At 59.6% G+C, this 13,616-nt stretch carries 13 protein-coding genes and 2 pseudogenes; 11 read left to right on the top strand and 4 right to left on the bottom strand.

Annotated elements, in window-relative coordinates:
• The first annotated feature begins 183 nt into the window (after window positions 1-183).
• The 5 genes and pseudogenes from MO767_RS11595 to MO767_RS11615 all read left to right on the top strand — a co-directional run bounded on the left by MO767_RS11595 (window position 184) and on the right by MO767_RS11615 (window position 4,051).
• Window positions 184-1,035, top strand: a complete 852-nt coding sequence (locus MO767_RS11595) for a putative selenate ABC transporter substrate-binding protein (protein WP_282480598.1) — start codon at window positions 184-186, stop codon at window positions 1,033-1,035.
• The gene (locus MO767_RS11600) at window positions 1,032-1,829 is read left to right on the top strand and encodes an ATP-binding cassette domain-containing protein (protein ID WP_282480599.1); all 798 of its coding nucleotides are present in this window, start codon (window positions 1,032-1,034) and stop codon (window positions 1,827-1,829) included. The genes MO767_RS11595 and MO767_RS11600 overlap by 4 nt, the downstream gene beginning before the upstream one ends.
• A complete protein-coding gene (locus tag MO767_RS11605; RefSeq protein ID WP_282480600.1) occupies window positions 1,823-2,650 on the top strand; it encodes an ABC transporter permease in 828 nt (275 codons plus the stop codon). The genes MO767_RS11600 and MO767_RS11605 overlap by 7 nt, the downstream gene beginning before the upstream one ends.
• Window positions 2,647-3,414 carry a phosphonate ABC transporter, permease protein PhnE gene (gene phnE, locus MO767_RS11610; RefSeq protein ID WP_282480601.1) on the top strand — a complete coding sequence of 256 codons (768 nt, stop codon included), beginning with the start codon at window positions 2,647-2,649 and terminating at the stop codon, window positions 3,412-3,414. The genes MO767_RS11605 and phnE overlap by 4 nt, the downstream gene beginning before the upstream one ends.
• 142 nt (window positions 3,415-3,556) lie before the next feature.
• A pseudogene (locus tag MO767_RS11615) lies at window positions 3,557-4,051 on the top strand (PaaI family thioesterase).
• 70 nt (window positions 4,052-4,121) lie between these two features.
• Here MO767_RS11615 and MO767_RS11620 read toward each other — a convergent pair.
• Window positions 4,122-6,158, bottom strand: a complete 2,037-nt coding sequence (locus MO767_RS11620; RefSeq protein ID WP_282480602.1) for a bifunctional DedA family/phosphatase PAP2 family protein — start codon at window positions 6,156-6,158, stop codon at window positions 4,122-4,124.
• A 110-nt stretch (window positions 6,159-6,268) separates the two neighbouring features.
• On the opposite strand from MO767_RS11620, the pseudogene MO767_RS11625 reads away from it, so the two are divergent.
• From MO767_RS11625 to MO767_RS11645, 5 genes and pseudogenes are all read left to right on the top strand, one after another.
• Window positions 6,269-6,570 (top strand): annotated as a pseudogene (locus MO767_RS11625) (hypothetical protein); the annotation flags it as partial.
• Between the two features lie 237 nt (window positions 6,571-6,807).
• The gene (locus tag MO767_RS11630; RefSeq protein ID WP_282480603.1) at window positions 6,808-7,131 is read left to right on the top strand and encodes a hypothetical protein; all 324 of its coding nucleotides are present in this window, start codon (window positions 6,808-6,810) and stop codon (window positions 7,129-7,131) included.
• Window positions 7,132-7,284: 153 nt separating this feature from the next.
• Window positions 7,285-7,857: a chorismate mutase gene (locus MO767_RS11635; protein WP_282480604.1), complete on the top strand. Its 573-nt coding sequence runs from the start codon at window positions 7,285-7,287 to the stop codon at window positions 7,855-7,857.
• 71 nt (window positions 7,858-7,928) lie between these two features.
• On the top strand, window positions 7,929-8,357 hold the full coding sequence (locus MO767_RS11640; RefSeq protein WP_282480605.1) for a nuclear transport factor 2 family protein: 429 nt from the start codon (window positions 7,929-7,931) through the stop codon (window positions 8,355-8,357).
• Window positions 8,358-8,538: 181 nt separating this feature from the next.
• Complete coding sequence (locus MO767_RS11645) at window positions 8,539-10,254, top strand: amidase (protein WP_282480606.1); 1,716 nt, start codon at window positions 8,539-8,541, stop codon at window positions 10,252-10,254.
• Between the two features lie 64 nt (window positions 10,255-10,318).
• Here MO767_RS11645 and MO767_RS11650 read toward each other — a convergent pair whose 3' ends face one another.
• From MO767_RS11650 to MO767_RS11660, 3 genes are all read right to left on the bottom strand, one after another.
• Window positions 10,319-11,380 carry a sterol desaturase family protein gene (locus tag MO767_RS11650; RefSeq protein WP_256657650.1) on the bottom strand — a complete coding sequence of 354 codons (1,062 nt, stop codon included), beginning with the start codon at window positions 11,378-11,380 and terminating at the stop codon, window positions 10,319-10,321.
• A gap of 97 nt (window positions 11,381-11,477) precedes the next feature.
• Window positions 11,478-11,867, bottom strand: a complete 390-nt coding sequence (locus MO767_RS11655; protein WP_282480607.1) for a cytochrome c family protein — start codon at window positions 11,865-11,867, stop codon at window positions 11,478-11,480.
• Between the two features lie 38 nt (window positions 11,868-11,905).
• Window positions 11,906-12,871 (bottom strand): helix-turn-helix domain-containing protein, encoded by a 966-nt coding sequence (locus MO767_RS11660; protein WP_282480608.1) that lies wholly within the window; start codon window positions 12,869-12,871, stop codon window positions 11,906-11,908.
• Window positions 12,872-12,976: 105 nt separating this feature from the next.
• Between MO767_RS11660 and MO767_RS11665 the strand changes: the two genes are divergently transcribed.
• Entirely contained in the window at window positions 12,977-13,546 is a 570-nt protein-coding gene (locus MO767_RS11665) for an acyl-CoA thioesterase (RefSeq protein WP_282480609.1), read from the top strand.
• Window positions 13,547-13,616: the final 70 nt, after the last annotated feature.

A 13,616-nucleotide genomic window follows, 5' to 3' on the forward strand; every position in this document is an offset into this window, starting at 1 on the left:
GCGGCTAAAAGCGCTAACCCAAGGATCATCCTGGCCGGATCGACTTCAGGCTTTTCGCACGAACAATTTGGCCAAAAGCGGTCAATTTCGCTCCATTTCGTTTACCCTCACAAAGCGCCATGCAGCAATCAGCTTGCTGCCTGGCGTATCTACATTTTTGCCTTAATGCACCGGAGAATTTTCATGCTCAACCGTACCCTGGCATTGGCTGTCGGCTTGACGCTGTCTTTTTGCACCCTGTTGGCGCAGGCCGCCGAAACCCTGAAAGTCAGCGCGATTCCCGATGAAGCCCCGACCGAACTGCTGCGCAAGTTCAAGCCGCTGGGCACCTACCTGGAACAACAATTGGGCATGAAGGTCGAGTTCGTTCCCGTGAGCGACTATCCGGCCGTGGTTGAGGCGTTGGCCACCGACCGAATTGATATGGCCTGGCTGGGCGGCTTCACATTCGTGCAGGCACGCCTGAAAACCGGCAATGCCATACCGCTCGTACAGCGCGAACAGGACGCCCAGTTCACCAGTAAATTCATCACCGCCGACCCGGCCGTCAAATCCCTCGCCGATCTCAAGGGCAAGACCTTCGCCTTCGGCTCGGTGTCATCCACTTCAGGCAGTCTCATGCCGCGCTATTTCATGCTGAAGGACGGCATCAAGCCGGAAACCTACTTCAGTCGCGTGGGCTATTCCGGCGCCCATGACGCCACTGTCGCCTGGGTCCAGGCCGGCAAGGTGGACGCCGGGGTACTTAACGCCAGCGTGTGGGAAAAACTGGTCGCCGCCGGCAAGGTCGACACCACCAAGGTCAGAGTGTTTGCGACCACCCCGGCCTACTACGACTACAACTGGACCGTGCGCGGGACCCTCGACCCGGCGCTGGCGGCCAAGATCAAGGCCGCCTTTCTGGCGCTCGACCCGGCGAATCCGAAGGACAAGGAGATTCTGGATCTGCAGGCTGCCAGCCGCTTCATCGAAACCAATCCCGAGAACTACAAGGGCATCGAGGAAGCCGCGCGCGCTGCCGACCTGCTCAAATGACGTTGCATCTGACCCAGGTCAGCCTTACCCACGCCAACGGCGTCGAGGCGTTGCGTGGCATGGACCTGCACATCGGTGCCAGCGAACAGGTCGCCATCATCGGTCCGTCCGGCGCGGGCAAGTCGAGCCTGCTCAACCTGCTGGCCACCGCCCTGCGACCGGACAACGGCGAGCTGCAGGTGCTCGGCGAGCGAGCCTGGCAGCTTTCTGCCCATCAGCGTCAGCGTCTGCGCGCGCGCATCGGCCTGATCCATCAAGCACCCCCGCTGCCACCGCGCCAGCGCGTGGTCACCGCGGTTCTGGCTGGAAAGCTGGGTCAGTGGGGGTTGGGCAAGAGTCTGCTGAACTTGCTGCATCCGGTGGATATTCCGGGCGCACGCGCGGCGTTGGCCAGGCTGGATCTCAGCGACAAGTTGTTCACGCAATGTCAGCAACTGTCCGGTGGACAGCTACAGCGTGTAGGCATTGCCCGCGTGTTGTATCAAGCGCCGGAGGTATTGCTGGCCGATGAGCCGGTATCGGCCATGGACCCGGTGTTGGCCGAGCACACGCTTTCGGTGCTCTGCCGCCATGCCCGGCAGCACAACGTCACCCTGGTCGCCAGCCTGCATGCGGTGGAGCTGGCCCTGGCGCACTTTTCGCGGATCATCGGCTTGCGTGATGGGCAGATTCTGTTCGACCTAGCGGCCAGCGAGGTCGACCGTGAGTTGCTCGACAAGCTCTACGCCAACGAACAACTGCAATCTCCACCGATTACTCCGACGCCCTTGAGTGTGCAGATTCCCCGATGCTGACCCGTGATACCCGAGATCCGGCCACCCGGCCCCGCCTGCTGCTCACCTTGCTGGCCCTTGCCCTGCTGTGGCCGGGCACCCGCTTCAGCGAGTTGGACCTCAGTGTTCTGGTGGCGAGTGCCAGTCAGAGCGAGATGGGCCGGTTTGTCTCAGCCTTCTGGCCACCGGCCCATGGCGAAGAATTCATTGCGCTGTTGTTGCAAGCCACCCTGCAGACCCTGGCCATCGCCACGGCGGGCATGGCCCTGGCGTTGCTGTTGGCCGTCCCCGCCAGCCTGCTGGCCAGCCGCGCTCTGTCGCTGTCTGCGGCCTCCCGTGCCGGCCACCCGAGTTATTGGGGCCAACTGCTGCGTTGGCCGGTACGCGGTTTACTGATCTTTCTGCGCAGCGTGCCGGAAATCGTCTGGGCGCTTTTGTTCGTGCGCGCCGTCGGCCTCGGCCCGACGGCCGGGGTGCTGGCCATTGCCATTACCTACAGCGGGATGCTGGGCAAGGTCTACGCGGAAATTTTCGAGTCGGTCGACCAGCGCCCGGCCCACGCGCTATTGCAGGCTGGCAGCGGTCGGCTCGCAGCCTTTTTCTACGGGATCCTGCCCAATGTCGCTGCGGAGCTGCTGTCGTACACGGTGTACCGCTGGGAATGCGCAATCCGCGCCTCGGTGGTGATGGGCTTCGTCGGTGCCGGCGGTCTGGGCCAGCAAATGGACCTGTCGTTGCGCATGTTCGCCGGCGGTGAAGTAGCCAGTTTGTTACTGACGTTTCTCGTCCTGGTACTGCTCGCCGATCAACTCAGCCGCCTGCTGCGCTGGAGGCTGGCATGAATCGCCTGATTAACCTGATGCTGCTCCTGTGTATCGGCGCAGCGGTGGTCGCCTCGTTCGTCTACTTGGGTATCGACCTCGGCGAACTGGGAGGCAGCGGTAACCTGAAGCAGATGGGCGCTTATGCGCAGCGTTTTCTCAGCCCGGACCTGAGCGCGGGGCATCTGCAAGCCATCGGCCACGGTGCCTTGGAAACCCTTGCCATGTCCGCCCTCGGCACCTTGCTCGCGGCGGTTCTGGGTCTGCTGTTGGCATTGCCCGCAGCCGGGCGCTTCGGCTGGCCTTTGCAGAGTGCTTCGCGTCTGGTGCTCAACGCCTTGCGCGCGGTTCCGGAACTGGTGTGGGCTGCGCTGATGGTCCTGGCCGCCGGGCTCGGCCCCAATGCCGGCAACCTGGCGTTGGCCTTGCACACCACCGGCGTGCTCGGCCGGTTGTTCGCCGAAGCGCTGGAAAACACCCCGCCCGAACCGGCCGAAGCCATCCGCTTGCAGGGCGGCAATGCCCTATGGGCGTTCTGTTACGGATCACTGCCCAACCTGGTGCCACAGCTACTGGCCTACATCCTGTACCGCTGGGAAAACAATATCCGCATGGCCAGCGTGCTCGGCTTCGTCGGTGCCGGTGGTTTGGGGCAAATGCTCTATGTCAGCCTCAGCCTGTTCCAGGAAGCTCAAGCCAGCACGGTCATTCTGGCCATGCTGTTGCTGGTATTTGCCGTCGACACATTGAGCAGCTGGAGCCGTCAACGCTGGGTCAAGGCCTGACGGCTTCGCAGAACCGGATGGCAAAGCGTTGATCCAGACTAAGCCAACGGTTGGTGACTGGTCACACAGTGGAGTGACCGAAGCTCGATTGCAGCGTTAAAATCCGACAAGTTTGGTTCACATTTTTGAGGATGACCACGGTATGTCCAGGCTCGACACCTCCCTGCAAGACACCGCCGCACCTGAAGGTGTTTGTTACGGCGGTGGCAGTAGCAATCCGCACGGGCTTCACATCAAGAGCGTCTGGCATGAGGACGGCGTGCATGTCATGGCCTAACACGTGCCTGATGCCAAGTATTGCGGCTGGCCGGATCTGGTTTACGGCGGGCTGATAGCGATGCTGGTTGATTGCCATTCAAACTGGACGGCGATGGCCTATCACTACCGTATGGAACACCGCGAAGTCGCAAGCCTCCCCCGCATCAATTGCGTCACTGGCAACCTTGGCATCAAGTTCATCAAACCGACACCGATGGGTGTACCGCTGACCCTGCGTGCGAAAGTCGAAGGTGAAGTCGGACGCAAAACTCGCGTCATCTGTGAGGTCTACGCGGGGGATGTGCTGACGGCTATTGGAGACTCCGTTTTTGTTCGCGTAGATACGGAGCAACTGGCAGCCGTTGCTCATAGTCGGTAGGTTGGCGACGGTCGATGCTAGACCGTCGCTGTCCGACCCAATGCTGCCTGTGGAGAACAGAAACCGTCATTCATTTCGGTTTCTCACCGTGGCGGGCTATGAGGACCTGCCCATCCCAATCCGAATCTGCCGCTCCTTCGGTCCGAGAAAGCAGCCGCCCACCGTCAAGAGCGGCCGCCAGCGTGCTGCGCGGTGCATCCACACCGGGCTGTGCTGACGTCAATGTGATGAGGGACAGTGGATGATACAAACGTTCCTCGACAACCGAGCCTATCCACAGCGGTGCAGTTAGCCCGTTTGTGAGCTCGAAATCGACGGCCCACATTCGAAGAACCAAGCGCGATTCTACAGGGGCGCCATCGCTAATGGGTCGAACAAGAGCCAGGCTGGGAAGGCGACCATTGGCGAAAAGAGGAATAACCGGAAGGTCGGCAGGGTCGGTTCGGGCGCTAAGCCAATTCAGGGCATTCAATGGTGTCCAGTCCGTCGAGATGCGCCACCCGTTGCGCTGCAGGACATCTTGCAGCTCCTGCAGTCCACCGGCCCACTGAAACGTCAGTGGCTCATTTTTCTGGCCAGTGAGATCAATTCGCCGTGCAGGCAATTGCTGCCAATCAGACGCCCACCAATTGGTGGCTGCCATGGTCGGCGTCCCAACCTTGACGGCATAACGATCGATGTCCATTGCGTGGCTGCGATAGATATTGGAGCTGCCAGCGAGGATCAGTGCCGTACATCCGATGGCGAGCAGCCGCCCGGGTTCGATGCGCTCGGCCTGCCGCCGCAGATACGACAGCCCGAGCAGCGCTAGCCACGCGACCCCGAAAGCCAGCCCCCCGAGTGCGTCGGATAGCCAATGCGCACCGAGGTAGAGGCGCGAGAATGCAATCAGAAATATCAGGGTTGCTGCGCCAAGCGCGACCGGGATGCGCCATGCGAGGCGGATATCTCGCGTGATGAGAAAAGCGAGGAAACCATACAGTACGACATTGACCGTGCTATGGCCGCTAGGGAAGGAAAACGCGCTCCAGCCGGAGTAGAGAAGCTCACCAGGGCGAGCACGATGCAAAGCTACTTTGATGATTGTGTTGAGAATCGAAGCGCCTGCGATAGCAACTAGCCAATAGGTTGCTGTACGCCAGGCACGCTTGAACAGGAGCCACAGGGCAACAGCAATCGTGACCGCCAACACGACCTTGGTGTCACCGAGTTCTGTGATGGCGATCATCAGCGCATCACCTGGTGTTGTGCGGAGGTCCTGCAGGGCACGGTAGATCGCGCTGTCTGCGAGCAGCAACGGGTCACCGCTGACGACGTCTTCAAGGATACCGAAGAAAAGCCAGGCTGCACCGACCAGCAGGACAGTCGACAGTGCGAGAGCCCGCGCTTCGGGCCGTGCAGGATCGAGCAGGCTGGTGAGCCGGCGGTTCAACCAGGTGTCGTGGGCGCCGGCCCAGTTTCGCAGCCGCCCAACTCCGACAATGAGGTAGGGGATGCCACGACGCAACGTCCAGCGCACGATATGCAGGAACACCCAACCCGCCGCGACGAGAACGACCAGCAGGATAGCGAGCGGCTTTGCGGTCGCACCAAGAATGCTGAACGTCACGCCGACGAGCACACCGGGCAGTATGTGCGACGGAGCCCAGGTGAGCGCCGACGCGATATTCACGGCATAGAACCGACGGACCGTCATTCCCAGCATGCCGGCGAGTAGCGGAACGAAGGCGCGGACGCCCGGTGTGAAGCGCGCTAGAAAGACACTCTTGTCCCCGTGACGGGTGAAAAAGGCTTCGCTGCGCTGAATCAGTTCGGGGTGCTGCTTCAGTGGCCAGAGGCCAAGAATCTCGCGGTGGTATCGACGTCCGAGCCAGAACGAAAGACCATCACCAGCGATCGCGCCTAACGTGGCAGCGAGCAGCAACGGCCAAACCACCAATACACCGCTTGGCACCAAGGTGCTGAGTGCGAGGATCACGGCTGTGCCTGGAACGACAACACCGATGATCGGGATTGACTCGGAAAGTGCCAGGAGAAACACCGCCAGATAGGCGATATGCGGATGCGCCGTCAGGAACTCGATGATCGATGAGACCAGAAACGTCATGATTCACGGGCTGCCTATAGAATGCCAGTGTTGAGGCAACCGACGCGTATGTCTCCAACTCACGGCTGCGAAATCAGTTTGCGCAACAGACCAAGCATAGCTACTAATTCGATACCAATCCGGTGCGCGTAGTCGGCGTCTTTGTCGACGAACTCGACCTGGGCAATCTGGGTTTTGAAGGTGCCATTCCAGCCGATACTGGCGAGGCGTCTGTCACCAGTTCGTTGTGCTGTATCAGCAGTTGGGCCTGTTTGGAGAACATCTGGTCGCCATCGATGGCAGTAAATTCAAAGCAGTCAACAACCGCGACCGCAATTTCACCAGCGCCAAACTGAAACGGCGAATGGAAGAAATTGAATCGAGTATCAACCGTTACCTGGCAGCCCTCGATGCTGCCGATCGGCAAGAACCCACAACTTCCGAGCCCAGCGCCGTTCTATAAAGGCATCCCAATGCTAGTTGTAGTTGGGGCCCGAAGCGTAAGCGATGCCCCAGCAGGCCATCGCGGTTCTGGCTGAGCGGTAGAGCCGACGACAGGAGGATCATTGCCGGCGTCGATAGTCACCATCAACTCAATGAAGTTCTCTTAAAAAATCCGCGGCGTAACATCCGCTCCATACCCAACAACTACACCCCGGAGCACACCATCATGAAACGCCAAACTATCCTCAGCATCGCTTTCTCGGTTTTTGCAGTTAACGCTTTCGCCGCAACCTCTGCTCACCCGGTTGTCGCTGAAGGCGGCTCGGATCGTCTGATTGAAAGTCGTGTGGCTGAGGGTGGTTCGGATCGTTTGATCGAAAATCGCGTGGCTGAAGGTGGTTCCGATCGTCTGATCGAGCATCGCGTTGCCGAAGGCGGTTCAGACCGTCTGATCGAAAACCGCGTCGCTGAAGGCGGTTCGGATCGTCTGATCGAGCACCGCGTTGCCGAAGGTGGTTCCGACCGTCTGATCGAAAACCGCGCGGCATAAATGAATAGCTTGACCACAGCACTCAACGAAAAGCCCGGCCTGACAAGCCGGGCTTTTTCGTGCACAAAATAAATCAGTTCCCACTTAATGCCTCTGCCGCACCTGTGCTACATAACACCTGATTGTGAGTCCCGTTCCCGATGAGGTTTGCCGATGCCCCGTTCCCCACATTTACCGCAACTGCTGACCTGCGCCATCCTCGGGTTATTCGCCTGCAGCGCACAGGCCAGCGCGCCCTCCCCGGCGCCGGATAGCTTGCAACCGCTGCTGGTAACGTTGAACGAACGTCTGAGCATTGCTGATCTCGTGGCGCTGACCAAGTGGGACAGTGGCAAACCGATCCAGGACAGTGCCCGGGAAGCGCAAGTCATCGCCAACGCCAGGAAGCTGGCCGTTGACCGCAAACTGGACCCCGACGAGTTCGCCGAATTGATCGCCGCACAGATTGAAGCCAACAAGCTGGTGCAGTACGGGCTGGTGGCCCAATGGCGAGCGGCTGGCAAGGCGCCTGATACGCCACGGCCAGACCTCGCCAAGCAAATCCGGCCACAGCTCGATGAACTGCAAAACCGCCTGTTGCAGCAATACGCCGCCTTCGCGCCTTATCGCAATGACCCGCAATGCGCGAACTGGCTAGCCAAAGAACGATCCAGCCTGATCAAGGACGGTCTGCATGGCCAGGCACTGATACGCGCCACCGGGGAACTGTGCGTCGCTTATCGATGACAAGGTAAATCACGTTATTGCATGAGCAACACTGAAGCGTTTGCCAAACAACAAAAATACAGGAGTTGAAAATGTCTGAACTGAACCTGCATCCCAAAGCCGCACAATCCCTGAACCAGTGGCACGACATGATCAGCAAGGGTGACTTGAGCGCCTTGCCCGGTTTGTTGGACCCACAGGCGATATTCCGCTCCCCGGTGGCTCACACGCCTTACCCGGGTGCAGCCGTGGTATCGATGATTCTCAACACGGTCATCGAGGTATTTGAAGATTTTGTTTACCACCGGGAGCTGTCGACCGCAGACGGGCTGAACGTCGTCCTGGAGTTCAGCGCCAACGTCGGCGGAAAAGCGTTAAAGGGCATCGACATGATCCGGTTCAACGAACAAGGAAAAATCGTTGAGTTTGAGGTGATGGTCCGTCCCTTGAGTGGCCTGCAAGCCTTGGGCGAGCAAATGGGACAACGCCTTGGCGCTTACCTGGCGGCCAGCAAAGCCTGAAGACGTTGCATCGCCTTGGGCGATGCCTCTGCTCCCGGCTTGGTGTTAAATAGAGCGCATAAAGCAGCGCAACGAGAACACCGATGAATACCCATTTTGAGATTAGTGATGTCCCTGAGCCCAACATTCAGCGTGATGGAAACATTCATCGCGTCGCCCATCAGCATACGGTGGTAACAGCATGATTGAGGTCACCGAAGTTTCCATTGCCGAACTGCGTGTTGCGCTCGAGTCAGGCCGAACCACTGCGGTTGAACTGGTCCAGGCCTATCTTGCCAGGATCGATGCCTACGACGGCCCCGACACGCCCACCGCCCTCAACGCGGTGGTGGTTCGAAACCCCGAGGCGCTGAACGAGGCGCAGGCGTCCGATGCTCGTCGGGCCAAGGGCGAGACGCTGGGTCCGCTCGATGGCATTCCCTATACGGCCAAGGACAGTTATCTGGTGAAAGGGCTCACCGCCGCCTCCGGCAGTCCCGCCTTCGCGAACCTGATTGCCTATCGCGATGCGTTCACGATCGAACGGCTTCGCGCCGCTGGCGCGATCTGCCTGGGCAAAACCAATATGCCGCCCATGGCAAACGGCGGCATGCAGCGCGGGGTCTACGGGCGGGCGGAGAGCCCGTACAACGCTGACTATCTCACCGCCCCCTTCGCCTCGGGTTCATCGAACGGCGCCGGTACCGCAACCGCCTCCAGCTTCGCGGCATTCGGCCTCGCGGAAGAAACCTGGTCGAGCGGACGCGGCCCCGCCTCGAACAATGGCCTGTGTGCCTACACACCTTCGCGCGGGGTGATTTCAGTGCGCGGCAACTGGCCGTTGACGCCGACGATGGACGTTGTCGTGCCGTTTGCCAGAACGATGGCCGACCTGCTCGAAGTGCTCGACGTGGTGGTGGCGAATGATCCCGACACCCGTGGCGATCTGTGGCGGATGCAACCCTGGGTGCCGATTCCGAGTGTCGCGTCGGTGCGCCCCGCTTCCTATGCCGAATTGGCGGTGAAGTCCGATGCACTGGCAGGAAAGCGCTTTGGTGTTCCTCGCATGTACATCAACACGGATCCGGATGCCGGCACAAGCGATGCGCCCGGCATCGGTGGTCCAACGGGGCAGCGAATCATCACCCGCCCTTCCGTGATCGGGCTCTGGGAAGAGGCTCGCAAAGCACTCGAAGCCGCTGGCGCAGAAGTGATCGAAGTCGATTTCCCGCTGGTCTCCAATTGCGAGGGCGATCGCCCGGGTGCGCCGACCGTATTTACGCGGGGCCTGGTATCCAAAGAATTCCTGCATCATGAGTTGTGGGACCTGTCGGCCTGGGCGTTCGATGATTTTCTGCGGGCCAATGGCGATCCCAAGTTGAACCGCTTGGCCGATGTCGACGGACCGCTGATTTTCCCCCACGACCCGGGCACGCTCCCCAACCGGGAGGACGACCTTGCCGCAGGCATGGACGAGTACGTGAAGATGGCCGAGCGCGGCATCACACCGTGGGACCAGATCACCACGCTGCCTGACGGACTGCGCGGACTTGAGCAGACGCGTCGAATCGATCTGGAGGACTGGATGGATCGGTTGGGACTCGATGCGGTGCTATTCCCGACGGTGGCCGACGTGGGGCCGGCGAATGCCGATGTCGATCCGAAGTCTGCGGATATCGCGTGGAGCAATGGCGTTTGGGTCGCCAACGGCAACCTCGCCATCCGGCACCTGGGCGTTCCCACGGTCACTGTGCCGATGGGCGTCATGCCGGACATCGGCATGCCTGTCGGGCTGACATTTGCCGGTCGTGCCTATGACGACTCGACGCTGCTGCGCTTGGCTTCGGCGTTCGAATCGATCGGGACAAAACGACTGATCCCGCATCGAACCCCACCCTTGCCGGTTGGCCAACAATAGAAAGGGCGGGATTGGAGCTTTACACGCTCCAATCCCATCCACTGGTTGAACGTCGCCCCGGAATTCAGCGCCAACGTCGACGGAAGAGCATCAACGAGAGTTTTTCGGCAAAACGCGACGGCCATTCCATGGCACGCCTGGTGGAGATCTTGCGGGCGATGTCCACAAAGGGTGTGACGATCAGGCTATAGAGCGTCAGGTAACGGTCATGATCCTGTTTGCCGGTGCCGAACTGAATAGGCTCGGGCGTCGAGTGCGTGACGTAGAGCGTACCGAACATCCAGTCCCAGAGTGACAGGTTGATACCGAAATTCTTGTTGAAGTGTCGGGGCGCGTCACTGTGGTGAATCTGGTGCTGCGCCGGGCTGTTCAGTACATGCTCGACCACGGGGCCGAATGAAAACCAGACATGGCTGTGACGCAAATTGGCCGCCAAGGCATTGAGGATCAAGACCATGTAGGTCACGCCGAACAAGGTGTACCGGCTGATCTCCCCGCCACAGGCGTACCAGAAGACACCGGCGAAAGCGCCGAGGCAGACGGTGTCAGTCAGTTTTTCGACGATTTTTTCCACAAAGTGAATCCGGCTTGCCGTCGCCGGCACCAGGACGGGCGCGGAATGATGGACTTTGTGGAACGCCCATAGATGCCGGGAATGAAAGGCGCGATGGGCCCAGTAATGGATAAAGTCTTGCACCAGAAACACGCCCAGCCCGTAGAGCAAGGAAAGTGAGAGGTTCTCCCCCACCTGCACGCGCGCGCCCCAAAGATTGTTGAAAAACGAAATGTAGTCACCGGAGCGCAGGACGTACGGGTCAACCAGGCCAACAATGGGCAGCACCAGCGCGACCTTCAGGATGGCCCGCACGAAGTAGTACCGGTAATCCAGCAACGCCGAGGGATGAAAATGAACCCGGTGCCCGCCGATGAACTGCCAGAAAGAACGTGCGTCGGTCAGACCACGATATTTTCTGAATCGGTACAGGCTATAGGCGATGCTGTAGGACAAGCAGAGAAACACGACGCTGAAGCGGCCGTTCAGATCGAAAATGCCAAGAAACTCGTCTGCAACAGGCTCGATCACCCACTTGATCAGGTAGTCATACAGAAGCGCGAAAACATCCATTAACGGCTCCCCTCCGTCAAAAGGGGGGGATTGTAATTCAGATCGTAACCACCGGGTGTTCCGAGCCGAGCGAATGCCTTTCGAACGTCACAAAACCCTATTGCGGCTGAAACGTCTGAAGGTACGCCAACAGGTTGTCGATCTTTTCCGGGTCGCTGAGCCCCCAGAAAATCATGCGGGTGCCGGGCACCACTTTTTTTGGAGCTTCGAGGTACGCGGTTAGCGTTTCGCGGTTCCAGACAATGCCGGCTGATTTCATCGCATCGGAATATTGATAATCCGTGGTGCTGCCCGAAGGGCGTCCAAAAATACCATTGAGCTGCGGCCCGAATGAACCGCGCGCCGACTCCCCGACCTGATGGCAGCCGCCGCATATCCGCTTGAACAGTGTAGCACCCGCTTCAGCATCGCCGGCCGCTTGAGCTTGCACGCTGAATAATCCTGCATTGAGCACCAGGGCGAAGGTGAGTACGGCGGTTTTCTGCATGTTCTGCTCCCAATCATCTGTGGCTTGGCGCCAGTGAATCAACTCGCACCCGCTTGAAACTTCTTCCTGTACGCCGCCGGCAGCAAACCCACTCGCTGGCGGAACAGTCTACGGAACGAATTACCGTCTTCGTAGCCTACGGCGTAAGTGATGCTGTCGAGTGTCATGCGGGTGGATTCAAGAAGCTGTTTTGCCTTCTCCAGACGCAGGGTTTGCAGGTAGGTAATGGGCGTGTAACCGGTGGCTTCCTTGAAACGCCGTTTGAAGTTCCTGACGCCAAACCCGAATTGCTGGGCGACGTCATCAATCAGCAGCGGCTGATCGAAGCGCTCCTCTAGCCAGTGTTGAACCCGCAGGATGTCGCCATCCCCATGGTTCTTCGGCAATGACCACATGACATACACCGATTGCTCGCTGCGCACAGCGTCGACCAGCAAGTATTTGCTGCACTTTTGCGCCAGTTCCAGTGAAGCGAACCGGCGCACGAGGTGCAGCAAAAGATCCATGGCGGCACTCGCGCCCCCGCACGTGATCACGCGATTGTCCTCACAGAGGATCTGCGACTCCTCCAGACAGACCTCGGCATACCGACGACGAAAGAAGTCTGCAAAGGCCCAGTGCGTGGTAGCACGAACGCCATCCAGCAGGCCCGTTTCGGCCAGCATGAATGCCGCCGTGCACATTGAAGCCAGCACGGCCCCCTGCGCATGCTGTTGACGCAGCCATGGCCCATAGGCTGAAAAGGCCGGCAAGGCATCCTTCAAGGTGAAGAGGAATCCGGGGATCAGCACCAGATCGGTTCGCGGGATCTCGACGGTTGACCGGTCCACGCGAAGTGTCTGCCCTCCCCACGCGGCGACATCACCACCATCAAGCGAGGCGATGACCACGTCAAAAGGCGCGCCGGCCGTGTCGGCGAACAGGTTGGCGGCGCTGAGCACTTCCAGGGCCATCGTGGCGCTGGCGGCTGAACATTGATCCGCCAGTAAAAGCGTGATGTGCATAAATGATCCAATTGCGCTTTACGCATGAAAAAAGTCATTTGCGCACCTACCTTACCCGATCCTTCCTCCCTAAAGTGCACGCGTCACTCAATCATCGGCGTACTTATGAATCTCTGGTTCCGACTTTTCCTCATGCTGTTCCGTCGTCCGTGGCGCAAGCCGGTTGACGCCTTGGCCACCACCGTCGTCCACATGCGCGTCTGGCCGCTTGATCTCGACCTCAACCGACACGTGACCAATGGCCGGTATTTCACCCTGGCTGATATAGGACGCATGGACTACGTGTTGCGCAGCGGTGCATTCCGGGTGGCGCTGCGCAATAAGGCCGTGCCTATCGTTGGCGACACCTGGGGCAAGTTTCGGCGTGAACTGAAGCTATTTGAAGCGTTCGAGATTCACACCAGGATGCTGGGCTGGGACAACAAGTGGAGCTTTATGGAGCACCGCTTCGTGAGCAAGGGACGCGTGGTCGGTGTCGTGGTGATGCGGGGTCTGTTCCGCTCTGCCAAAGGCACCGTTCCACCTGGCGAGTACGCCCGGGAACTGGGCTTGGCTGAACAGTCGCCGTCGATGCCGACGTGGCTGACAGACTGGTCGCAAAGCTGCAATGACATAAGCCGTGAGCTTCGAGAGGAAGAGGGTCAGCCTGCCCGGCGCCCGCAGACCGTCGAATAAATTCGGCGCTCCCGCTATCCGCTGACAGCCTCAAGCGCACACTCTATCCTGTGCACCCCGAATCTACGCT

This window comes from Pseudomonas sp. UYIF39, assembly GCF_029963765.1.
Lineage (GTDB): Bacteria > Pseudomonadota > Gammaproteobacteria > Pseudomonadales > Pseudomonadaceae > Aquipseudomonas.